At 33.9% G+C, this 22,202-nt stretch carries 24 protein-coding genes, 1 pseudogene and 1 riboswitch; of the genes and pseudogenes, 10 read left to right on the plus strand and 15 right to left on the minus strand.

The features are described from left to right. Positions 1 to 69: 69 nt before the first annotated feature. On the minus strand, positions 70 to 549 hold the full coding sequence (gene rraA, locus ILS93_RS04080) for a ribonuclease E activity regulator RraA (protein WP_222655248.1): 480 nt from the start codon (positions 547 to 549) through the stop codon (positions 70 to 72). Between the two features lie 201 nt (positions 550 to 750). Here rraA and ILS93_RS04085 point away from each other — a divergent pair, with 201 nt between their 5' ends. Then, positions 751 to 2,181 carry a YfcC family protein gene (locus ILS93_RS04085; RefSeq protein WP_222655247.1) on the plus strand — a complete coding sequence of 477 codons (1,431 nt, stop codon included), beginning with the start codon at positions 751 to 753 and terminating at the stop codon, positions 2,179 to 2,181. Between the two features lie 143 nt (positions 2,182 to 2,324). Here ILS93_RS04085 and ILS93_RS04090 read toward each other — a convergent pair whose 3' ends face one another. The 5 genes from ILS93_RS04090 to ybaK all read right to left on the minus strand — a co-directional run bounded on the left by ILS93_RS04090 (position 2,325) and on the right by ybaK (position 7,261). Next, positions 2,325 to 3,152: an endonuclease I family protein gene (locus ILS93_RS04090; RefSeq protein WP_016135002.1), complete on the minus strand. Its 828-nt coding sequence runs from the start codon at positions 3,150 to 3,152 to the stop codon at positions 2,325 to 2,327. Positions 3,153 to 3,535: 383 nt separating this feature from the next. Beyond that, positions 3,536 to 3,892, minus strand: a complete 357-nt coding sequence (locus tag ILS93_RS04095; protein WP_016129918.1) for a hypothetical protein — start codon at positions 3,890 to 3,892, stop codon at positions 3,536 to 3,538. A 212-nt stretch (positions 3,893 to 4,104) separates the two neighbouring features. Then, positions 4,105 to 4,983, minus strand: a complete 879-nt coding sequence (locus ILS93_RS04100; protein WP_064475855.1) for a 5'-methylthioadenosine/S-adenosylhomocysteine nucleosidase — start codon at positions 4,981 to 4,983, stop codon at positions 4,105 to 4,107. A gap of 174 nt (positions 4,984 to 5,157) precedes the next feature. After that, positions 5,158 to 5,261: riboswitch (purine riboswitch) on the minus strand. A gap of 578 nt (positions 5,262 to 5,839) precedes the next feature. Further along, a complete protein-coding gene (locus tag ILS93_RS04105; protein WP_098111987.1) occupies positions 5,840 to 6,691 on the minus strand; it encodes a P-loop NTPase family protein in 852 nt (283 codons plus the stop codon). 93 nt (positions 6,692 to 6,784) lie between these two features. Continuing rightward, entirely contained in the window at positions 6,785 to 7,261 is a 477-nt protein-coding gene (gene ybaK, locus ILS93_RS04110) for a Cys-tRNA(Pro) deacylase (protein WP_064475857.1), read from the minus strand. Positions 7,262 to 7,600: 339 nt separating this feature from the next. Here ybaK and ILS93_RS04115 point away from each other — a divergent pair, with 339 nt between their 5' ends. The 3 genes from ILS93_RS04115 to ILS93_RS04125 all read left to right on the plus strand — a co-directional run bounded on the left by ILS93_RS04115 (position 7,601) and on the right by ILS93_RS04125 (position 10,217). Beyond that, positions 7,601 to 8,878 (plus strand): histidine--tRNA ligase, encoded by a 1,278-nt coding sequence (locus tag ILS93_RS04115; protein WP_088047142.1) that lies wholly within the window; start codon positions 7,601 to 7,603, stop codon positions 8,876 to 8,878. A 162-nt stretch (positions 8,879 to 9,040) separates the two neighbouring features. After that, positions 9,041 to 9,352, plus strand: a complete 312-nt coding sequence (locus ILS93_RS04120) for a hypothetical protein (RefSeq protein ID WP_064475858.1) — start codon at positions 9,041 to 9,043, stop codon at positions 9,350 to 9,352. Positions 9,353 to 9,617: 265 nt separating this feature from the next. Then, entirely contained in the window at positions 9,618 to 10,217 is a 600-nt protein-coding gene (locus ILS93_RS04125) for a hypothetical protein (protein ID WP_064475859.1), read from the plus strand. Between the two features lie 59 nt (positions 10,218 to 10,276). On the opposite strand, the gene ILS93_RS04130 is transcribed toward ILS93_RS04125, so the two are convergent. Beyond that, the gene (locus ILS93_RS04130) at positions 10,277 to 10,657 is read right to left on the minus strand and encodes a winged helix-turn-helix transcriptional regulator (protein ID WP_000340656.1); all 381 of its coding nucleotides are present in this window, start codon (positions 10,655 to 10,657) and stop codon (positions 10,277 to 10,279) included. 129 nt (positions 10,658 to 10,786) lie between these two features. Between ILS93_RS04130 and ILS93_RS04135 the strand changes: the two genes are divergently transcribed. Both ILS93_RS04135 and ILS93_RS04140 read left to right on the plus strand, forming a co-directional pair. Then, positions 10,787 to 11,467, plus strand: coding sequence for an NAD(P)H-dependent oxidoreductase (locus tag ILS93_RS04135; RefSeq protein WP_064475860.1), 681 nt, complete (start codon positions 10,787 to 10,789; stop codon positions 11,465 to 11,467). Between the two features lie 158 nt (positions 11,468 to 11,625). Continuing rightward, positions 11,626 to 11,907 (plus strand): DUF1292 domain-containing protein, encoded by a 282-nt coding sequence (locus tag ILS93_RS04140; RefSeq protein WP_002008111.1) that lies wholly within the window; start codon positions 11,626 to 11,628, stop codon positions 11,905 to 11,907. A 143-nt stretch (positions 11,908 to 12,050) separates the two neighbouring features. Here the strand turns inward: ILS93_RS04140 and ILS93_RS04145 are convergent, their stop codons facing one another. Beyond that, a complete protein-coding gene (locus ILS93_RS04145) occupies positions 12,051 to 13,121 on the minus strand; it encodes a pyruvate kinase (protein ID WP_154131374.1) in 1,071 nt (356 codons plus the stop codon). 271 nt (positions 13,122 to 13,392) lie between these two features. On the opposite strand from ILS93_RS04145, the gene ILS93_RS04150 reads away from it, so the two are divergent. Beyond that, positions 13,393 to 13,869 carry a hypothetical protein gene (locus ILS93_RS04150; RefSeq protein WP_064475862.1) on the plus strand — a complete coding sequence of 159 codons (477 nt, stop codon included), beginning with the start codon at positions 13,393 to 13,395 and terminating at the stop codon, positions 13,867 to 13,869. 71 nt (positions 13,870 to 13,940) lie between these two features. After that, a pseudogene (locus ILS93_RS04155) lies at positions 13,941 to 14,872 on the plus strand (hypothetical protein). Positions 14,873 to 14,921: 49 nt separating this feature from the next. Here the strand turns inward: ILS93_RS04155 and ILS93_RS04160 are convergent. The 5 genes from ILS93_RS04160 to ILS93_RS04180 all read right to left on the minus strand — a co-directional run bounded on the left by ILS93_RS04160 (position 14,922) and on the right by ILS93_RS04180 (position 19,445). Continuing rightward, positions 14,922 to 15,632: a hypothetical protein gene (locus tag ILS93_RS04160; RefSeq protein ID WP_154131375.1), complete on the minus strand. Its 711-nt coding sequence runs from the start codon at positions 15,630 to 15,632 to the stop codon at positions 14,922 to 14,924. A gap of 337 nt (positions 15,633 to 15,969) precedes the next feature. Continuing rightward, positions 15,970 to 16,728: an SDR family oxidoreductase gene (locus ILS93_RS04165; protein WP_098111766.1), complete on the minus strand. Its 759-nt coding sequence runs from the start codon at positions 16,726 to 16,728 to the stop codon at positions 15,970 to 15,972. A 56-nt stretch (positions 16,729 to 16,784) separates the two neighbouring features. Then, positions 16,785 to 18,443 carry a putative ABC transporter permease subunit gene (locus ILS93_RS04170; RefSeq protein ID WP_222660030.1) on the minus strand — a complete coding sequence of 553 codons (1,659 nt, stop codon included), beginning with the start codon at positions 18,441 to 18,443 and terminating at the stop codon, positions 16,785 to 16,787. Beyond that, positions 18,436 to 19,161, minus strand: coding sequence for an ABC transporter ATP-binding protein (locus ILS93_RS04175; protein ID WP_222660032.1), 726 nt, complete (start codon positions 19,159 to 19,161; stop codon positions 18,436 to 18,438). Before ILS93_RS04175 ends, ILS93_RS04170 begins: the two co-directional genes overlap by 8 nt. A gap of 89 nt (positions 19,162 to 19,250) precedes the next feature. Further along, positions 19,251 to 19,445 carry a hypothetical protein gene (locus ILS93_RS04180; protein WP_000958865.1) on the minus strand — a complete coding sequence of 65 codons (195 nt, stop codon included), beginning with the start codon at positions 19,443 to 19,445 and terminating at the stop codon, positions 19,251 to 19,253. A 179-nt stretch (positions 19,446 to 19,624) separates the two neighbouring features. Here ILS93_RS04180 and ILS93_RS04185 point away from each other — a divergent pair, with 179 nt between their 5' ends. Together ILS93_RS04185 and ILS93_RS04190 are read left to right on the plus strand one after the other, a co-directional pair. Beyond that, positions 19,625 to 19,984, plus strand: a complete 360-nt coding sequence (locus tag ILS93_RS04185) for a DUF3796 domain-containing protein (RefSeq protein ID WP_222660034.1) — start codon at positions 19,625 to 19,627, stop codon at positions 19,982 to 19,984. Continuing rightward, a complete protein-coding gene (locus ILS93_RS04190) occupies positions 19,972 to 20,172 on the plus strand; it encodes a helix-turn-helix transcriptional regulator (RefSeq protein ID WP_061678929.1) in 201 nt (66 codons plus the stop codon). Before ILS93_RS04185 ends, ILS93_RS04190 begins: the two co-directional genes overlap by 13 nt. 68 nt (positions 20,173 to 20,240) lie before the next feature. Here ILS93_RS04190 and ILS93_RS04195 read toward each other — a convergent pair whose 3' ends face one another. Together ILS93_RS04195 and ILS93_RS04200 are read right to left on the minus strand one after the other, a co-directional pair. Next, entirely contained in the window at positions 20,241 to 21,203 is a 963-nt protein-coding gene (locus ILS93_RS04195) for a tubby C-terminal domain-like protein (RefSeq protein WP_222660036.1), read from the minus strand. 113 nt (positions 21,204 to 21,316) lie between these two features. Further along, a complete protein-coding gene (locus tag ILS93_RS04200) occupies positions 21,317 to 22,027 on the minus strand; it encodes a YjjG family noncanonical pyrimidine nucleotidase (RefSeq protein WP_222660038.1) in 711 nt (236 codons plus the stop codon). Between the last annotated feature and the right edge of the window lie 175 nt (positions 22,028 to 22,202).

A 22,202-nucleotide genomic window follows, 5' to 3' on the forward strand; every position in this document is an offset into this window, starting at 1 on the left:
TACTATTGACAAAGAATTTTGTCCATGCTTTATCGGATTTATTTTCTAAGAATAGTAACTTACTAACCTTTAACGATGCAAACTCTTTTCACTAATAATGACGCCATCTTCATCCGCATACACATATTCATTCGGCTTCCATTCTACTTGTCCAAATCGCAATGAAATATTCCGCTCTCCTTTTCCTTCTTTTACACTTCTATTTGGCATCGTCCCTAACGCTAAAATACCAATATTAATATTCTTTAGTTCACTAGAATCACGAACATATCCATTTACAATAATTCCTGCCAGCTTCCTTTCCTCTGCAATAGCTGCCAAATTATCACCAAGTAACGCACAATTCGTAGATGCTCCGCCATCCACAACTAATATCGTTCCTTCTGGTAGTGTTTGCAATCCTTCCTTCACTAGTACATTATCATCCTTCACCTTTACCGTTGCAATTTTCCCGTGAAATTGTTCTTTCTTCCCAAAAGACCGAAATGACTGGCGACATATTTGTAATTCTTTTTCAAACTCATCACATAGATCCGTAGTTTTCCACATCTTTTTCCCCTCTTTTCCTTATTCCTTCTATATAACATATTCTTGGGTTATTTTCGTTTCCCTGTCTAACGTTTCAATAATTTGTATGTGCAGGAAAAGCATAGAAAAACTATTGCCTTAAGAAGCCACCTTTATTATAATCTATTTCACAGATAAATTTCAGAATATTAAAAATTAACCAAGTGAAAAAGGAGGGGTTTTATGCAATTACATACCGAGGCAAAAAAACAGCCGAGTAAACGAAAGTTTAAAATGCCTGACGCGTACGTACTACTATTTTTTATTGCTTTACTTTGTGCAATAGCTACATATTTCGTTCCTGCTGGAGAATTTAAAAGAGTTACAAACGGTACTGTTACAACGACAATACCAGGAAGTTATCATTCCGTTCCACAATCGCCAGTAGGGTTTGTTTCTTTTTTTACCGCTATTGAAAAAGGAATGACACTTGCTGCTCCGATCATCTTTTTAATTTTATTTACAGGTGGAGCCATCGCCATTCTTGAAAAGACAGGTGCCCTTGACGGTTTAATCTATCATGTTATTAATAAATTTCGCAATCAGCAATTACTTTTCATTTGTATTGTCGCTGCACTCTTTTCTATTCTCGGAACGACTGGTATTATCGTTAACTCAGTTATTGGCTTTATCCCCATCGGCATCATCGTTGCACGCACATTAAAATGGGACGCTATCGTCGGCGTAGCAATTATTTATTTAGGCACTTATGCTGGTTTTAATGCTACTATATTATCTCCCTCACCTTTAGGCATTTCACAAAAGATCGCAGAACTTCCGATGTTTTCAGGGATTGGTTTACGTACAGCAATCTATATCTCTTTTTTAATTGCTACCATTTTATATATTAATTGGTACGTAAAACGTTTGAAGAAATCGAATAAAGGAAGCATTCTCGGTGACAACTGGTTTCCAAGTAACGCTCTTTCAAACGAAAAAGAAATAAAGAAAACAGAAGTTCCTTGGACAATACGCCACAAATTAATTTTACTCGTTTCAGCTTTATCGTTAATTGCATTTTTAATAGGCGCTTTTCGTCTACATTGGACGGACGCAGAAATGACCGCTACTTTTATTTTCATAGCAATTACAGCGGGAATAATAGGTGGTATGAAAGCAAACGATATCGCTTCTACTTTTCTAGCAGGCTGCCAAAATCTCATATACGGTGCTTTGATCGTCGGAATGGCTCGTTGTATTTCAGTCATTTTAGAACAAGGGAAATTACTTGATACAATCGTTAACCAACTCGCACAGTCTCTCGAAGGGCATAGCCCTGTATTTGGCGTTATCGGTATGTATGTAAGTAGTGCAGCATTACATTTCCTCATTTCATCCGGGACAGGAGAATCTGTTATTTTCATTCCGATATTAGCTCCATTAGCCGATTTCATGCACATTACACGCCAAGTTACAGTACAAGCTGTTATGCTTGGAGAAGGTGTAGTGAACTGTCTCAACCCAACTTCCGGTGTTTTAATGGGCGTTCTCGCAGCGAGCGGCATTTCTTACGGAAAATGGATTCGATTTATGGCTCCACTTGCATTCATTTGGTTTATCATTGGACTTATTTTTCTTATTATTGGCGTGAATATTGAATGGGGACCGTATTAAAAGACTCATATTATACTTAACTTAATAAAATATCTATTCTATTCTCCAATCCTATAAAAATCACTTATTCTAGTATAGATATAAATAGGGATTGATCACTATGATCAATCCCTTCTCTCAAAGTAAAAATACCTTTAAATATTTTAATTCCAAATTTTATTTACCCATTCCGGATGATCAATAAAAGGATTACGATTATGTTGATATTTCGTAAAAATCACTTCATTACGCTTTCGCTCTAAATCATCTACCGGGTCTTGTTCATTCCATTTTAGTAAAACGGATAGTTTGCCCATGTATGGATCTTTATTGTTATTCACCTTTTCATTTAATTCTAAGTCTATTTCCCCATTGTCTCCTTCATAACGAACAGCCATGTAAAATAGCATTCTAGCGATATCTCCTTTTACACTATCACGAGGTTCCCAAGAATCACTATCGTATTTACATTCTGTCGCTTCCGAATGATTTACACCACCATTATCAAAATCCAGATTTCCACGTGAGCTATTTACAGATACATCCGTCGCTCTTAAATGATGCAAATCAGTTCCAGCTCCTGCAGTCGTTCCAAAATCACCGTGAGATTTTGCCCAAACATGCTCTCGGTTCCAATTATCAACTCCTGAACCATTCGTAAGTTTCCCTTGCGAACGCCCAGTATATAAGAGTATCACATTGTTTTTATTATTTGGATCTTCATCAGTATCTCTTAGTGCTTCCCAAACCGCACTGTATGATAACTTTGTATGATCATCAATAATATTATGAAGTTCCTTCTTTAATTCTAAACCCGTTTTTCCTATTGCATTATTATAATATGTATCATCATAGCTTTTTACAGTAATCTCTTGTGGTGATGCAGAAGCTACTTCACCGTGTATGATATCTGTGAATGATAGAGATGCAGTACCTAAAATAAAAAATGAAGATAGTGTAACCATAGCAAGCTTTGTATTTCGAAACTTCATATACCCATTTCCCCTTTAACATATAATTTGAAGCTATTAACTAAAAAGTGCTTTCTAACCCCCAAAAACTTTTAGAAAGCCATACCCACCCTTTTCTTTTTATTTAAAACTCTATTGAGTCTGTATCATTTCCACACTTTTGGTTTATCTACTTTTCAAGGAATATCCTTCTCTAGTAAAGATTATTAAAATATTCCTTACAATTAAAAAGTAGTTTAATGTTAACTCATAAATTTCAATTTTTTTATGCAATTATGCATATTTGATAAATCGACTTTTCCTTTTTCTATAACTGTCTTTATTTTTTGTGTAAAACCCTTCTTCCTCTGAAGAATAAGTACAAAAATAGATTGGATACCATGTAAGGCACCAATCTATTTTAATTAAAGAAACTGTGTCAATTCTGAGTTCACAACACGTTGTGCAGTAATGATAACACTTTCAGCTGTTAGTCCATAAACACTATATAGTCCACCAGGTTGATTAGGAACAATTTGAACTTCATATTCAAATGCTTGTCCAAAAGCAGGATGAACTAAACTTAGAGTTGCAAAAGTAGAAGCATTAGAATTCACATTGAAGTTTATCTGTTCAATTAATGCTAATGAACCGTCAAGTCTAAAAACTCTAGCTACTCCAGTAAGTGGGCCCGCAGTACGGTTAAGGATCTTCACCCTAACTCTATTTGCATTAGCAGGTTGATTTCCTACATTTTCAATTGGTCCTGTAGTAAGAGCCATATAACATCACCTCCATTATAATATTATGATATTCAACGATAAACATTGACGTTATAGTTTAATTACCCAATTTATTTTAAATAAAAAAGCTTGTTTCTTATATTTTTTATAAGAAACAAGCTTTTCTTTTTCAACTACCATTCCTAAGACAAGTTTATCCATCTCGAAAACATTTACAGTTACTTGACGTTTATACTGGGACAGAACTACTACTATTTACTTTGCATTGAATCTATATATTTTTTAACTACTTCATAAACATATTCTTGATTTGCCGCTGCTGTGTTTGGATTATATTTTCCGCCGTTTGTTTTATTGTTAGATAACACTCGAATTCCTAAAAATGGTACGTCATACGCTTTTGCGATTTGCGCTGCTGCAGCGCCTTCCATTTCCTCAACAGATGTACCGTATTTTGTATGGAACCATTTAATTCTATCAACTTCATTATTCCAAACATCTGCTGAACCAATCGTACCTTCCACTACTTTACCTTTTGTATATTTATCTTTTACCGCATTAGCTGCTGCAAGTAAATCCTTATCTCCCTCGTAGTATCGGATTTTCTCAGCATTTGGATCTTCTCCTGCACTTCCTTCCGAAGCCATTAAGTCCATAGAAATCCATTTTGTCGGCTCAATTCCTTGATTCTCATCCATATTTGTTGTTTTTAATGAACCTATGTTTGCTACTTGTTTTCCTAAAACAATATCAAATACGTTTAAATTTGGATCGTGTCCACCTGATGTTCCTTGGTTAATAATCGCCTTAGGCTTATATTTTTCAATAGCCACTGCTGTAGCGGCTGCTGTATTTTCCATTCCTTTACCTGTTTTCGCTACGATTACAGGATAATTGTCGACAGTGCCTTTATAAAATACGAAAGTTCCAGACTTTTCTTCTTTCACATTTTTTAATCTTTTTGCAAACTTCTCAGCCTCTATCGGCATTGGCCCTTGAATTAAAAGAGGTTGTTGATTACTTTTTGCCTCAACTTGTTTTGGACCCGCATTACATCCCGCAAGTATTGAGAATGACAATGCAACAGTAGTTACTAGGGCAGCACATTTTTTCAACGTATTCTTCTTCATAAATAATCTCCTCTTTCTCTTGTTGTTTTCTATACTCGATGCTTTTGGTCCAAACAAAAAAGTTCTAGAAATTGTAGAAGAATCTCTACTTTCTAGAACTACGGTAGTCAAAGTTAATTGAGCAAAAGATAAAACAAATGCCAAATTATAGACGGTAGCGCTCATAAAATAGCACGGCCGAATACTTTAACCCGTAGTCCAGTTCTTTCATTGGGAACTAGGTAGAAACGCTCGGACCATATTACCGAGTATATACGAGTGATGATGTGTAAAATTATTATATTGGTAATATATCAAACTTTTAGTGTGCACGCAATATATATATGAACATTTTTATCAGAATCATTCCTAACGTTCGTTTTTAAAGGTTAAAATAATAGTATTTTTCATTCATCAATGAATAACAACCAGAAAAAACTTACAATCCAAACTCTAAACTACATTCACCTACAACAACCGATCTTTTACCAACAATTAATCTTCCTCACTTTGAGCTATAAGTCTTATTCCCCTCATATAGTGAAATAAAATATGGATTTAAAGTCCACTTTCGTTAACAAAATCAACCGTTAGGAAGCATTCATCTAAAATAAAAAAAAGCTCCAAATTATATTATATTTAAGTCATAGATATTAAACTTAATAAAATTAAAGGCAGGAACATATTTGAAATGTTCCTGCCTTTTTATTGTAGGATACCGATACATAGCCATCTAGCTAAGATTTTGAAGTGCTGTAAAATCAAAAATTTCATCTCACCACAGTTTTCTATGAGAATCCAGTGATTAGCTTATTTACATCATTTTCGAAAGTGGAAGTTAAAAGTTTTTAGTTTCTTGCGCAATTAAAGCACTACATTAATCTAGAAATTTAAGTGATTCCAATTTCCCAATTATCATTGACTTATATTTGATAGCTTCATACTGTGAATTATCAATTTTTGTCTTTTTTATATTTAACATATCAAATATTTCTCTTTCAATATCTCTTCTTGCTTCTAAAACTTTAATTGTTCCGTCTAAACCGTGATAGCCTTTCATCTTCCCATACCCTTGATTTGTATAATACTCAATAAATCCAGCAGACCATTCTTTATCTCTTTCATTAAATACCTTTCTGAATGAGAATTCCAAATCATCTTGTTCTATATAAAACAATACTGGATTTAATTTCTCTATAATTTTCTCTAATGCATTAATATAACTTATAACTTTCTCTTTTTTTGCACCATATTTAACCATCCCGATTGTTAATGGATTTTGTATGAAGCAACATTCAAAAATATAAATTTTATTTTCGTTGTTGGCTATTTCAACAAAATCCCTCCATTTTTCAGTTATTAATTCAATATTCCTCTCTAGCGGTAATTCATATATATCATTTTTGAAAATGGTATTTAATAAATTTTCAGGAAAATTAGAGCTGTATTCATTTTTAATTTTTTTATATGGCAATAAATAATTGTTTTCTCGCTTCGTGACTCTATCACTAATTACTTCCTTAAAATTACCACTATTCACTAACAAACTTTCGAATTCACTTTTATCAAAACAAGATACCCCATCATAATCAGCAGGGTGGTCTGGATTCCCTTCAAGAAATAACTCAGCGTCAATATTTTTTTCAATTAGAATATCGTAAAGCAAGCTTGCAGTGGTGGATTTCCCAAAGCCAGGAAGCCCTTCTACTATGATTAATTTCGTATTCAAAAAATCTACACCTTTCAAAGACAAAACGGACTAATTATCCTATAAATCTTTATCTAAATTTAATAAAACTAGAACTTCTTTTCCTATGTATCATTATTTCGTTATTTCACCAAACTGCGCTCTCGTTACTTTCGCTAAGTCATCCACTTTCAGCTCGATTTGTATACCAATCTTCCCGCCGCTTACAATGATTGTTTCAAGCGATTGAGCAGTCGCATCAATGCATGTAGAAAATAACTTCTTCATTCCTACTGGTGAACAACCACCGCGAATGTATCCTGATACTTTCGTAATATCTTTTACAGGAATCATTTCAATCTTCTTTTCGCTGACCGCTTTTGCGGCAGCTTTTAAATTTAGTTCCTCATCTACCGGGATGATAAACACATGATAATTTTTACTATTCCCTTGAGCGATTAACGTTTTATATACTTCTCTCACTTCTCGTCCAATTTTCTCAGCTACTGATACGCCATCAATTTTTCCATCGTCCGGATCATATGACATCATCGAATATTCGATCTTTTCTTTATCTAATATTCGCATCGCATTTGTTTTATCTTTTTTCATGGGTTTCTCCTTAAAAGGTTATTTCATATTATTAAGTTTTATTATACACCTTTTTCCATTTATCCTACATAACTTCACGTATATTTCAAAACTAAAAATATTGATAATTCAAAAATCATCTGATATAATTTGGAAAAACTTATGTTAAGGAGAGATTTGTCATGCGAAATATTAATGCTTCTTTCCAACTTCATCATCATACGTAATGCCGTGTATCCGAAGAAAAATTTTTCTTCGTGGGTACAGGGCTTTTCCTGTTGACCCACGAAGCGTTCATAAAGCTATGTGGGTATTTTTATACCTGCATAGCTTTTTTAAATTTAAAAAGGAGAGATTACAATGGAAATGAAAAATGTAAAAGGAACGAAAGACTATTTACCAGAGGAACAAGTGTTGCGAAATAAAATTAAAAGAGCTTGTGAAGATACGTTTGAACGATACGGATGTAAACCGTTAGAAACACCTACGTTAAATATGTATGAGCTTATGTCTTACAAGTACGGCGGTGGCGATGAAATTTTAAAAGAAATTTATACGCTTCAAGATCAAGGAAAACGTGACCTTGCCTTACGCTACGATTTAACCATTCCATTCGCAAAAGTCGTAGCGATGAATCCGAACATCCGCCTCCCTTTTAAACGGTATGAAATTGGGAAAGTATTTCGAGATGGTCCAATTAAACAAGGGCGATTTCGTGAGTTCATTCAATGTGATGTTGATATAGTCGGTGTAGAATCAGTCATGGCAGAAGCTGAACTTATGAGTATGGCGTTTGAGCTGTTCCGAACGTTAAACTTAGAAGTAACGATCCAATATAATAACCGAAAATTGTTAAACGGCATTCTCGAGTCCATTAACATCCCTACTGAACGAACGAGTGACGTCATTTTATCATTAGACAAAATCGAAAAGATTGGGATTGATGGTGTACGAAAAGATGTATTAGAGCGCGGAATTTCTGAAGAAATGGCTGATACGATATGTAATACCGTTTTATCTTGTCTAAAGCTTTCAATTGCTGACTTTAAAGACACTTTTAATAATCCACTCGTTGCCGATGGAGTAAACGAATTACAACAATTACAACAATATTTAATCGCTCTTGGAATAAATGAAAATGCTATATTCAATCCGTTTTTAGCGCGAGGACTTACAATGTATACAGGCACCGTGTATGAAATCTTTTTAAAAGATGACTCGATTACATCTAGCATCGGTAGCGGCGGTCGATACGATAATATTATCGGAGCATTCCGTGGTGATAACATGAACTATCCAACAGTCGGTATTTCATTCGGTTTAGACGTTATTTATACAGCACTCTCACAGAAAGAAACGATATCATCTACAGCGGATGTATTTATCATCCCACTCGGGACAGAATTACAATGCTTACAAATTGCTCAGCAATTACGTTCTACAACTTCCTTAAAAGTCGAACTCGAACTAGCAGGCCGCAAATTAAAACGTGCCCTTAATTACGCAAATAAAGAGAATATCCCTTATGTGCTTATTATTGGTGAAGAAGAACTTAGTACAGAAACCGTTATGCTGCGGAATATGAAGGAAGGTAGTGAGGTGAAGGTTCCCCTTTCTTCTTTAAGTAGTTATTTATAATACGAATCACCCTCGTTTGGGTGGTTTTTCTATTTTATAGATAACGAAACAATTAGTTAACATAAAATAATTATATTCTACTAAAAACCACAAGTATTTAATATCCAATTACCTATTATTTTTGGTAATATATAGATATCGATTGTTTTAGGAGGATTTACTTTGAAAACTTACATACAAGCAATAAAGTGGACTACAGGAATCTATCATCTTTTATTACTTCCTTGCTATTATATATTTCCAAGTCTTGTTAACCTAGATGGGATACCTTTACTACTATTGATTGCTTTACATATCACTACTATTTTATTAGCTAAAAAAGCAGGCATGAATACGTACGCTCATTATATAGGTATTATCGTTACTCTAGTTGCCTTCTTTCCTTATATAGACATCGTTCTACATATTATAGCAGCCATTTTCCTTTTATTAGATGCTGCTTCCACAAATAAAAAAGAAGTGTATGATTCATAGCTGGATAATATAAAACTTTAATCAGTAAAGTTTTGAATTAGGTTAGCAAATCACAAAATCATCTCACAAACTAAGCTTATTACTAACACCCAAAAAGGATTTACTTTTTAAGTAAATCCTTTTTTATTTAAACTTGCATTTCTTACTCCAGACAAATAAAAGAATATTCTGTTTCATTTTTATAAAATTCTAAATATTTACAATAAACTCCGATTAACATACATTTTAGTTATGCAAAAAATCTAAGTTTAAAGGAGATGAATTCATTTTTAAAAAATTAATAGTAGGTGCAGCAGTAGCCATTACAGCATTAACTGGCGGAATGGGTTCAGTATCAGCTAGTACCGAAAAGGATTATTCGATTAGCTCTTTTGAATATGTAACTGTAGATGAAAAGACTGTAGATTCGTTTAACAAATTGGATGCTCCATCTAAGGAAGACGTAAAAATAACTGTAGTTCTACCGAAACAAAATCAAAATGGAGACTGGTTATCTTATGGATTTTCGAACAAAGAAAGTTTAGATTCTTTTATTGAAAAAGACAAACAAAGGTTGAATAATACAATCAATCCCCTTGGTGTTGGAGGGAGCGGACCTAATAGTACAGATTTCTATGAACATGCAAATAAAGGTGGCGAGTATTTTTCTCTTAGTAGCGGTTTTAAAAATTTGCCTCCTAATTGGCAAAATAGAATTTCTTCTGTAAGTACAGCATCCCCTACTGCTAGCTATTCGACAACGCTATGGGATCGTACTTCAACTGAAGAATATGGTAAAGGTATCGTCTTCAAACACTCTGATTGGTATGGTAAAACTGTAAACTTGAATGACTTTGCAATTTCAGCAGTTGAAGTTAAAAAGTAAAAAATATAGAAATAAAAGGTGTCTTCACCTATGGAAAACACCTTTTATTTCTACAACTCTTAACTATTATTTTTCGTATTCCTACTCTCCAAAACTTTCTCCATATTATGAGTTGCCCATTCCATCATTAATAGAATCATTGGACGTAGTGATTCACCAAGCTCAGTTAACGAATATTCTACTTTCGGAGGAACTTCACGGTATACTTCACGATGGATGATGCCATCTGCTTCAAGTTCTCTCAGCTGCAGTGTTAACATTCTTTGTGTGATATTAGGTTTTAATCTTTTTAATTCATTAAACCTCTTTGTACCATCTAATAAATGATACAAAATAACCCCTTTCCATTTTCCACCAATAACCTCAACCATAGCTTCAACTGGACAAGAATATTTATTTAGAAATGGGTAATTTATATTATTTTCATTCGAACAATCCATCATAACTCCCTTCCCTTACCAATAGTATCTTTTTTGATACTATAACACAAAAATGTGCGTACTTGTTTCTACGTTACTTTAAAAATATAATTTACTTACAAAAACAAATTAATGAAAAGAGGTACTTTTATGACAAATACAAAACAAATTACAAAAGAAAAAATTATGGAGGCTTTCCATTTCAGACATGCATGTAAAGAGTTTGATCCTATGCACAAAATTTCAGAAGAGGATTTTAAATTCATTTTAGAAACAGGCAGATTATCTCCTTCTTCTTTTGGTTATGAACCATGGAAATTTATTGTCGTACAAAATAAAGAAGTAAGAGAAAAACTACAACCGTATTCATGGGGCGCTGGTGGGCAACTTGCAACAGCAAGTCACTTTGTCATTGTTCTTTCAAGAAACATTAAAGATATGCATTATGATGCAGAGTATATTAAATATATGATGAACGATATTATTGGATTACCTGAAGACACTCAAAAAATTAGATATGAATTCTTCAAAAAGTTCCAGGAATCCGATTTTAACTTGTTACAATCGGATCGTGCTGTATTTGATTGGGCGTCTAAGCAATCTTATATTGCTTTAGGTAATATGATGACGAGTGCAGCTCAAATCGGCATTGATTCTTGTCCAATAGAAGGATTTGATAAAGAGAAAGTAGATTCTTTACTTCGTCAAGAAGGTATTATAAAAGATGATAATCTTGAAGTATCTGTTATGGTTGCCTTTGGTTACCGTAAAGAAGAGCCAAAGCGTGATAAAACAAGACAGACTATGGATACAATTGTTGAATGGATTTAGTAATATAGCACTCACAAATAAAACTCCTTCTAGCTAAATACTTATTCTATTGAAGAATCAGTTGTTTTTCCAATGTATGAAATTGATTTTTCATGGAAAGATATGTTAGTATGTATACAGTTTGAGCGCTCTATTTTTTAGAGTCGAACAGGAGGAGAATGGATATGTCTGATATTGAAGTTGGCGAAGTGTTTACTCTCAGTGATGAGAATAATGAGGATCAGGAAGTAGAAGTACTCGGAGCGATGGATGTCGAAGGCGCAGAATATATTGCGGTTGCCTTCGTAGAAGACATTCAAACAGAATCTGAGGAAGACATTGATATTTTCTTTTTAAAAGTAGAAGAAGATAATGAGTTTTCATACATTGAAAATGATGAAGAGTTTGATAAAGTATCTGCTGCTTTTGATAAAATTTTGGATGAGCAAGAGCAAGAATAATATGAATGAAAAACACGAGGGTGGATGCATATCCGCCCTCTTTTTATTTATCCTGCTATTCGCCGGGCAGTAAGAGCCCGATTGATGAGGGCTGATAATCAGTGGGGGTGGACAAAACCCCCACTGATTAAAGCTTCACTTTATCACTCATCCAAAGACTTATGCAGCAATTCCAATACATCTTTCATCACAAAAGGACCGTCTTTTTTCACATGCTCAGCGAATTCAGAAACGAGACGTAATGTTTTTACACTTTCAATCGGATGCTCGCCTGATGCACTTTCAGCGGAAAGCATAACTGCATTCGTTCCGTCCAGTACAGCTTGAAACACATCAGTTACCTCAGCCCTTGTTGGAATAGAATGATCTACCATTGATTGAAGCATTTGTGTCGCTGTAATAACATATGTATTCGTTCGATTACATTCCTGAATCATCATTTTCTGCAAGAGCGGAATAAATTGATACGGCAACTCTACTCCTAAATCGCCCCTTGCAATCATAATTCCGTCTGCTTCTTTACATATATCTTGAAAATTCTCGATCGCTTCCATCTTTTCTATTTTGGCAATTACATTCGGTGAAGTTTCTTTGTACTGTTGTATAAAATCTCGTATTTCTTTTATATGACTAGGTTTTCTTACGAAAGAACATGCGATAAAATCAACATCCTCTTCTAGAAGAAACTGAATGTCTTTTTTATCTTTTTCTGTAATAGCTGGTAAACTAACGATTGCCCCTGGTAAGTTCACCCCTTTATGAGATGAGATATTACCACCTGTTTTCACCTTTGTTTCTATTTTATCCGTACTTATCTTTTCAACGATTAATTCAACTTCGCCATCATTAATTAAAATTCTACTGCCAACTTTCACGGCATTCGCGATTCCTGCATAATCAACACTTGCTTCTCTATTGCTCCCTGTAACTGGTTGCGTATGTAAAATAAAAGAATCTCCCGCCTGAAGTGTAATTTGCTCTCCTTTTATTTCACCTAACCTTATTTTAGGACCTTGTACATCCCCTAAAATTTTAATAGAATCGTCTAACGATTTGACTAAACGAATGATGTCTTTATGACTTTCATGCGTGCCATGTGATAAATTCAACCGCACTATTTTCATACCATTATTTATTAACTGCGCTAACGTTGCTTTATTATTACTTGCTGGGCCAATTGTACAAACTCTATCGATTGTCATTTTTATCACCATCCTTTTTTAGATAAGGTTCCCACATAACCTTAAAAATAACAGAGATCATGAAATGATTAGATTTAAATTTACACGAATTTCATAAAGTTAAACCTGTTTCCCTTGCTGGCTAAGCATTAGAAGAGATATTCGATTTTTTACAAATGAAGAAATGTTGAATCAAAAGTAAAAGGTAAGTTAAGTATGGGACAAGTTATTGAGAGTTTCAAAATTTTCATATATTGTATGAAATGAGTTCGAACTCAAAAATTTAAAAAAGGTGGGAAAATTAGTGAATATGAAAAAATCTTTAGCGGTGGCAACTTTAGGGTTAGCGGTTTTAGGTTTTGGTTTTACTAATTACGCAAGTGCTTCAGAGGTGGGTGCTGCAGACAAGCAGCCCGTTTTGGTTAACTACGATACAGTTCAATCAGCAAAAACATCTAATGTTCCTAGTTTGGTTGTTGCAGCTGCACCTAAAAATGACCCTAACATTAGCGTGTATACTCCCTTTTTCGGTACCCCATATGCAGTTGCTAAATCGAAACCAACTACGACCGAAGACTATATTTATGCAAAAGCAAGAACTTTCAATGGCGATGGCTCATTAGTGAATACGAAAAGTAATAGTACCAAAAAATCAACTTATGTAAGTGCTACAGCGACCCACACAAGTGTTTATTATGGAGATGATTACGCTATTGGTAATCATACCTATAAATTAAATGGTTATAATGATGTAAATCACGAAACAAAAGCTTCCTGGTAAGAAAGAGAAAAAAGATATGCATCTTGCATATCTTTTTTCTCTTATATTTTAAATATATTGAGGTGCTATTTATGAAACAAATGTATATTATTATCAGTGTTATACTTATTTCGTTAATTATCATTTATGTTTTGTTCCCTACTTCAATCATACAACCACATACATCTCCTACAGAAAATAAGCGAGAGCAACAAACCAATACTATTTCTTACGGATTGAAGAATACTAAAGGTCAACATATTAATAATGGTAGTGAAATTACTATGGAGAATAATAAAATAAATGTATCGTTATCATTCATACATAATGTTGATGAAGACCGAAAATATGGATTAATTGTCCTAGAAGATTACGAACAAAAGCCTTTTAAAATAGAAGAAGCTGCTAATGAAGTATTACACTATTCTTTTGATATGAAACCAAATAGTTCAATTACTACGAGAATCACTTTACACACTTCTCCTAATGCAAGTGAATTAACCTTTTTATAATTAAAAAACCTGAATATAAATTAAAAGATAATGACTTAAATAAAGCGGTTATATTAGAAGAGATTTTAAGTATGCGATACTCCATAAATTCCTCTCAGGAGAGAAGCAAAAAAATAAAACTCACCTTTATACAACCAAATGCTATTTTAAAAGATGGTCTTTATGAACCATTATTTGTTACGAAAACTGAAGGAAAATTACAAACTGTCTTCTCTGAAAAAGAAGGCAGACAATTAACCTTATCAAACGGTAATGAAACAAAAGATGAAATGACTTACGCAATCGTGGCCTTTAAAGATTGGGAACAAGTTGAAATATTTAATGATAAAAAAATCGTTTATACTGCGGTCGCACCTGAAACGAGACAAATTTTCAATTTCACATTGCCTTCAGTGGATCAGGAAAGTAGTTTTCAGTTCGTCGCTTTTCCATTTCCTTATAAAACTAGTGAAGAAGATTATGTCAGTCAACAAGCATTCGGTTCATTTCGTATCGTAATTGAAAATAATTAGGCTTTTACAAAAAAATAAAAAAGCCTACTTCCACAGTAGGCTTTTGAAACTACGAAAGTTTCGTTATTAGCTGATTTAAATCTTTTTTCGTTTTCGTCGTTAAAGACTTCATTTTAGTAATATCTATCTTTTCTTTCTCCGCTCCTACAATTAACGGATACATACTTTGCCCAATTGTTTTATATTCAGCTGGATGTGATGCTTCTAACTCTTTCTCAATCACATCCCACTTTTCATTAATTTGTTTTCCAAGTTTATTTACTGTTTCTAATTTCGGATTCGCTGCTAATTGCTTGTCTAAGCTTTCAATTAATGCAGCAACTTCTTTTACATTTGTTTTCACGGCTACGCTTTTCTTCGGATCTTTCGTTGTTTTTCCGTTTGAATTTGTACTTGTACTTTGATCTGTCGTTTTTCCGCTAGTCGTTTCGTCATTCGTTTTTCCTGTCGTCTCTTTTTCTTTTGTTTTTACATTCTCATTTTGAGATGACGTTTTACCGTTACTTTCTGTTCCTGATGATTCTTTCGTATTTTTTGCATCTTTATCGTTTTTTTCATTTGAAGAAGTATTTGTATCTTTTTCAGTATCTTTCGTTGTTTTTGACGTCTCATCTACACTTGTCGTTTTTGCTTCTCCTTCATTTTGCGCTGTTACTTGTTCTTTCTTTTCTGTCTCTTTCTCTGCTGAAGGACTACAAGCTGCCATAGTAAGCATTGTACCAATTGTTATCGATGCGATAGCGACCTTTTTCATTTTCATATAAATCCCCCTATGTTTACTTTATTTATCCTCCCCTTTACGATTCGATTTCCCCTTAAAAAATCCCTTTTCATACGAATCACCATCTTTCCGACAGTAATCTTCATAATAATACGTACAAAAACTGATAAACCAATTTGAATATTCGAGTTTCTTCTACTTCATTTTTCTTCTCTGTAGTAAAAGAAAAAGAGTATATTGTCACATGAAGAATTACTATCTTCATATGACAATGTACTCTCCTATCAAATTTTTATCTTTCTTGACATTTTATTTATACAAAAAAATAAAATTTTCTTTCATTTTTTGTTTCTCAATAATTGTTAACATAATATATTTATGAGTAACCACCGTTCGAATGAATGACTTGCCCCGTAATCCATTTTGCTTCTTCACTTACTAAAAAAGAAATTAAGCGCGCTGCATCTGACGGTTCTCCTACTTTACCTTGCGGGAACTTCCATGCTAAATGATGCTTCAGGTCCTCTGTAATCCATCCTGTATTCGTCGGCCCTGGATCAACTGCATTCACTGTAATCCCCTTCTCCATCGCAACTGGTGCTACTGATTTTGTAAATGCTTCAATTGCTCCTTTCGTTGCTGCGTATACTAATTCATCTGGCATCGGACCTAATGACTGTCCTGAAGTAAGATTAATAATACTGCCACTCGTTTTCAGTGCATAATGTTTTATAAATAATGAACTTAATAACATAGTAGCGCGAACATTCACTGTATAATGTTTATCTAACTGTTCTACATTTAATTCTTCAATTCTCGTATGAGTAGCATACGCTGCATTATTAATTAAAATAGATGGATCACCTAAACGTTCTGAGGCCATATAAAACAAACGATTTGGTGAATACGAATGCGATAAATTGATTTCTGCCATTTCACAGCGAACACCTAAACTTTCAATCTCCTCTTTCAACAAAAAGGGCTCTTTGTCATGCATTCCCCACGGCATCGCTTTATCATACTGAGACCAGTACGTGAAAAAAATGTCTATCCCTTCTTGAGCAAGCACCTTGCATACAGCTGCACCGATTCCATTCAGACGAGTTGCCCCTGTTACAATTGCTATTTTCTTCACCTTTTCTCCTCCATCTATGGATAAATCCCCTGCACGAATACAGAGGATCTATCTTTTTATTCAATATTTGACAATATGCGTTCTGCACCTAATTTTAAAATTTTAATGAAGATATAATTTACAATCGTAAACATTACAAATAAAACGATAAACATAACCCATAGTCCTACTTGAAGGAAGAAGTATAATAAACTTACTCCCGCTACAATAACTAAAGCTATAAAAATATTAGCTAAAAAATTCCACAAAGTTGTATATCGGCTCTTAAATAATTTCTGCTCTGTATCCCAATGTATATCTGCAGTTTGTGCATCCCAACGTGTACCGATTAAATTAATTAACAATAACCCGTTCGCACTTAGTAAAAACCACAGTAACATGAACACAGGAGAAATCCCTGCTACAACTGCCATCGTAATACCGAATACTGCTAAAATAATTACATTAATTAACCAAGCAGTGATTGCTTTCGCAAAAAAGATATCCGAAGCTTTTACTGGTAAATATCGATTCACAAACCATGAACTTCCATCTCGTGAAAATGACGTTGTTGCGATGACGTTACTTCCCATTAAAAATAACGATGCACAAAGACCAACGCCAATTGCAAGTCCTGCTGATTTTGGATTATCAATATACCCTGTGATCCACTTTAAATTCCCATCTTGCACGAATAAAACAAAGAATAACATAATTGGCATAACAAAAGTTTGTACGATACAATTTAAGAAAAATTGTGGTGTACGGAATAACGTTTTAAATTCTTTTTTCACATACGCTTTCAAATGTGAACTTTGTACCGTTGATTTCTGTAAACCTTCTGCTGAAATGACCTCTTTTTTTGCTGTACTCGTTGAAAGTCCAATAACCCCTTTTAAATATGTACGCTCTGCAATGTAATAAAACAACACAAAAAATACAAATGAAATAAGTGCAAAGATGATTACGTATAAAGGACCCTTCCAATTTGCATTTTCTACTAATGCCACTGCCCCAAAATATGTAGTTGGAAAATAATTTGTCATTTGTACTAGAAGAGAAGATTCGTTGTTCGCAAGATAATTCGTAAGTGCATCTTCAGAAAACGAACTTTTATTTTTCCACTGTAAAAACACATTAATTCCTACAATAAATAGTATACTTACGATTCCAATAAATATATTGCCTCGATCTTTATTTTTCGCTATATTTGTATACCTCATAATAACTGTCATTAGTAATGAAGCTAATACTAACGGCACAATCGGGAAGAGTAAGTAAATGAAAATCATGTATATGTAATATGTAATAAATGCACTACTTTTTAACCCGTACGTAATAAAGATTGGTAATAAAATAAATGAACTCATTACGTATTGTGTAATTAATACCGTTAAAAACTTTGCCGAAATAATCTGCGCTGGCTTCAATGGTAACGGCAATAACATTTCAATGTCATTACTATAGTAAAATACAGTTAAAATGTTCGTTATACTCATTAAAAATACCCATATACTCGCAATCGCAAGTCCCATTGCGATAATCATTCCTGGGTCTTGCCCTAAATGTTTCATCCCTTCATACAATCCGTGCGTCATCGAACCAAATATTAAAAAGCCAACAAATAAAATGGCTGCAAATGAAAATATATACGCCCATCGCTTCTTCTTATCTGTTATAAAATCTGCATAATTTAATTTTAATAATACTTTCGTTAATGTCCAAATTTTACTCATTGTCCGTCATCTCCAAGAACATTTTTTCAAGTGATTCATTGGATTTAAAATGATCTCTCATTTCACCTAAATTCCCTTTAAACTGAAGATTTCCCTTATTAATAATCGCGACGCGGTCACATATTTTTTCTGCCACCTCTAATACGTGTGTAGAGAAAAATACAATCTTTCCTTTATCCGCATGTTCTCTCATCATTTCTTTTAAAATATATGCGGATTTCGGATCAAGCCCCGTTAACGGTTCATCTAAAATCCATACATCTGGCTCATGCACGAGCACACCAATAATAACGATTTTTTGTCTCATACCGTGCGAGTAACTTTGAATTTGATCCGATAACGCATTGTAAAGATCAAATTTCTTCGCTAAAGACTCGATTCGCTCTTGTCGTACTTCTTTCGGCACTTCATACATATCTGCCATAAAGTTTAAATATTCAATTCCCTTTAATCGCAAAAACATATCTGGGCTATCTGGAACATAACCAAACGTCTTTTTCGCTTCCATCGGATTTTTCATAATATCTTTACCGTTAATCGTAATCGTCCCTTTGTCCACTCCATGAATACCAGTAATCATCTTAATTGTCGTTGATTTTCCCGCACCATTTGGCCCTAAAAATCCAAAAATTTCTCCGCTAGGCACAGATAAACTTAAATCTTTTACTGCATAGGTAGACCCATTATAACTTTTTGACACATTCGTAATTTCAATCATTCCATCCAATCCTTCCCTTAATTACCAAATAACTACATCAATATTATAGCATACTTCTATTTTTAGATTTTTATATTTTTTCAGTTTTTTTAGCCTTTAAAATATATATACACACCTAATCCAACGATTAAAACGACAGCTAGTATAATATAAATCATTGTCAGCCGTTTAATATTCCCTTTTGTCGCTTTACTATAATTCGCATCACCATTCCGCCCAATTAACACCGTTGCCACTACAGTAATCACTACAAGTAATACAACGATCATGATCCAAGTTAGCATTCCTTCCTCCCCCTCCTTACAACCATTTTACAATATTATCCTCTTTATTTCGCATTATATTTCCTCTTTTTACTATTATTATGAAAAGAATTGGAAAACTATTATTACTATACATTTCCACATGTGATGTATTTATAACATAACGTGAATTATTTCTAACATTGTAAGGAGGACCTATTATGAAAACAACTTGGATAAAATATTTAGGATTTCTCGGTTTCTTCGGTTTCCTCGTTTTTTTTTATGAAAAAGGGTTGTTTACTATGTTCTGTTTCTTCTCCTTTTTCACAACGTATAGAACGGTTCAACACGATGAACTATTTGAACAAATCGTCAATAAATCATGCCGCAATGCCTTTATCGTTACATTACTAACTACCGCTGTCATTATGTTTATTGAAATGTTATTTCCAAACCCTACACTACAAGAGATTGATATCGCTCTTATTTTCAGCACACTCATTCTTACGTTCGGCTTCTCTATGTTCTTTTACGATAAACCAGTTGATGAATTGGAAGATGCACCATGGCGTTCGTAACGAAAATAAAAGAATACCGCGCCAAATCAAACATGACACAAGAAGATTTAGCGAAAACTGTTGGTGTACGCCGTGAAACAATTAGTCATCTCGAAAAAGGAAAATATAACCCTTCCTTACAGCTTGCTCACGATATTGCGAAGGCTCTTCATAGTACCATTGATGAAATTTTTATTTTTGAGGATTAATTGAGGACACAAAATCATATAAAAATACCGGCATTCTTTTCACAAAGAATACCGGTATTTTTCATTTATCACCCATACAAAACAGCATGAAATACGCCTAATAGTAAGTATTGATCCTCTATATACCCCTCATCATATACATTCATCTCAATGTAATACATATCTTCCTCAAGACGAATATTCCAATCTGCAATTACATAGCCGTTTCGTAATAACTTTCCAAGCCCAATTGAAGTTTTGTGAACAACATATTCTTCTCTCTTATATGTAAAGGTAAATAAGAAATTGGCATCTAATAACTTTCCATCACATACAAGTATTTCATGCTCTGTATCATTATGATCGATGTACGTTACTAAAATCCTTCTTTGACGCTGCCTACTTACATCCTTTGCAATGACGCGAATGTTGTCCTTACTATCCTTTATTTCATAAATGATATTACTACCGACTTTCGGAATAAAGTCTAGCACTTTCATCAACATATTTTTATAATAGCCCCGTACTGCGCCTACTCTTTCGCTTTCATTGTAAACCTCTATCGACGTCGTATCCGCTTTACTATCACACAGTCGTTTGTAAGAAAGCTGCATCATTCGCTCTCCTCTTAAGTACTGATCAAACGTAACGGGATATTTTATCGCGCGCAGTTCCTTATTTAGCTCATATAAATAGTGTTGAACGCTCTCTACTAATGTTGTAGTTGATATACGCTCTTGAAGTTCAAATTGTTGCCAACTTGAAAAAACTCTCCACTGATCTTCCTCTTCATATACGAATCCGAGAATTACTTCCTCACGGTCACTCGTTTCATAATTCAATTGTTCTTTCTGCCCATGTTGCACTTGTTCCATCCACTGTCCTAAATAAATGCCAAGCTCTGCAACCTTCATGCATGGCTTCTGAAAAAATACGCTGTCACTCGCGCGAATTGTTAAATCCCCTTCAATAAAGCCATTTGCATAAGCGGCATACCGTGGCTCATCCTTCTGCGGAATACTCTTGTCTAACTCAAATAAAAACGTTAACATCTTTCACTCACCTCTAGTTATTACACCGATCGTACCTATAAATTGAACGCAACTCAAATTATATCGACGATTTTTCCAATATATCTACCGTAACTCAAAATATATCAACACGATTAAAATGAAACTACCTTTTCTTCCGCCACTTCCACAATTCCTAAAATTTGTAGCAGACTCTCCACCTCATAAGTCGGCTTAACATCTGTCATATTTTCTTTCAAACTCGGATTATACCAACACGTATCAATGCCGTAATCTTCTCCGCCTTTCATATCAGAAGTTAGCGAATCTCCAACGATTAATACACTTGATTTATCAGTAATCCCAAACTTCTCAAATGCATAATCAAAAATCTCACGTGCTGGTTTTTGATGACCAACCTCTTCTGAAATAATAATATGATCAAAGAAATTACATAAAGGCGAATTTCCGATTCTAGATTGTTGCACCGTCGTATATCCATTCGTAATAATACCTAACTTGCAATCTTGTAAATTTTCACATAATTGCACTGCACCTTCTATAAGATGTACTTCTTTTCCTAAGTTTTCAAGGTATACATCACTAAATTGCTGCGCATCTACTTCTATATTATGAACGGCAAATAATTGTCTAAATCGATCTACTGCTAATTCACTTAGCGTAATCATTTTATTTTCTAAATCTCTCCATAATCCATTACTAATCTTTTTATAACTTGCAAGATAATCATTATACCCTGTAGGCATACCAAACTGTAGAAACGCGTTATGCAAAGCATTTCTTTCCGTTTCAGGAAAATCTAATAATGTATCATCTACGTCGAATAATATAACTTTATATTTCATTATGCTCTCCTCAACTAGTACGTTATTTACAACTTGTATTTTCTCATTAATTCTCTCTTAAGTCGAACTTTTTCCCTTTACGAATCCTAGATGTACAGCAATCTTAAAGTTGTTTAAGGTACACGGGTCATGTTATTCAAAAATAATTAATTGTGAAAATACTATAAATTTGAGA

This window comes from Bacillus sp. 16GRE42, assembly GCF_019837435.1.
GTDB classification, from domain to species: Bacteria; Bacillota; Bacilli; order Bacillales; family Bacillaceae_G; genus Bacillus_A; species Bacillus_A wiedmannii.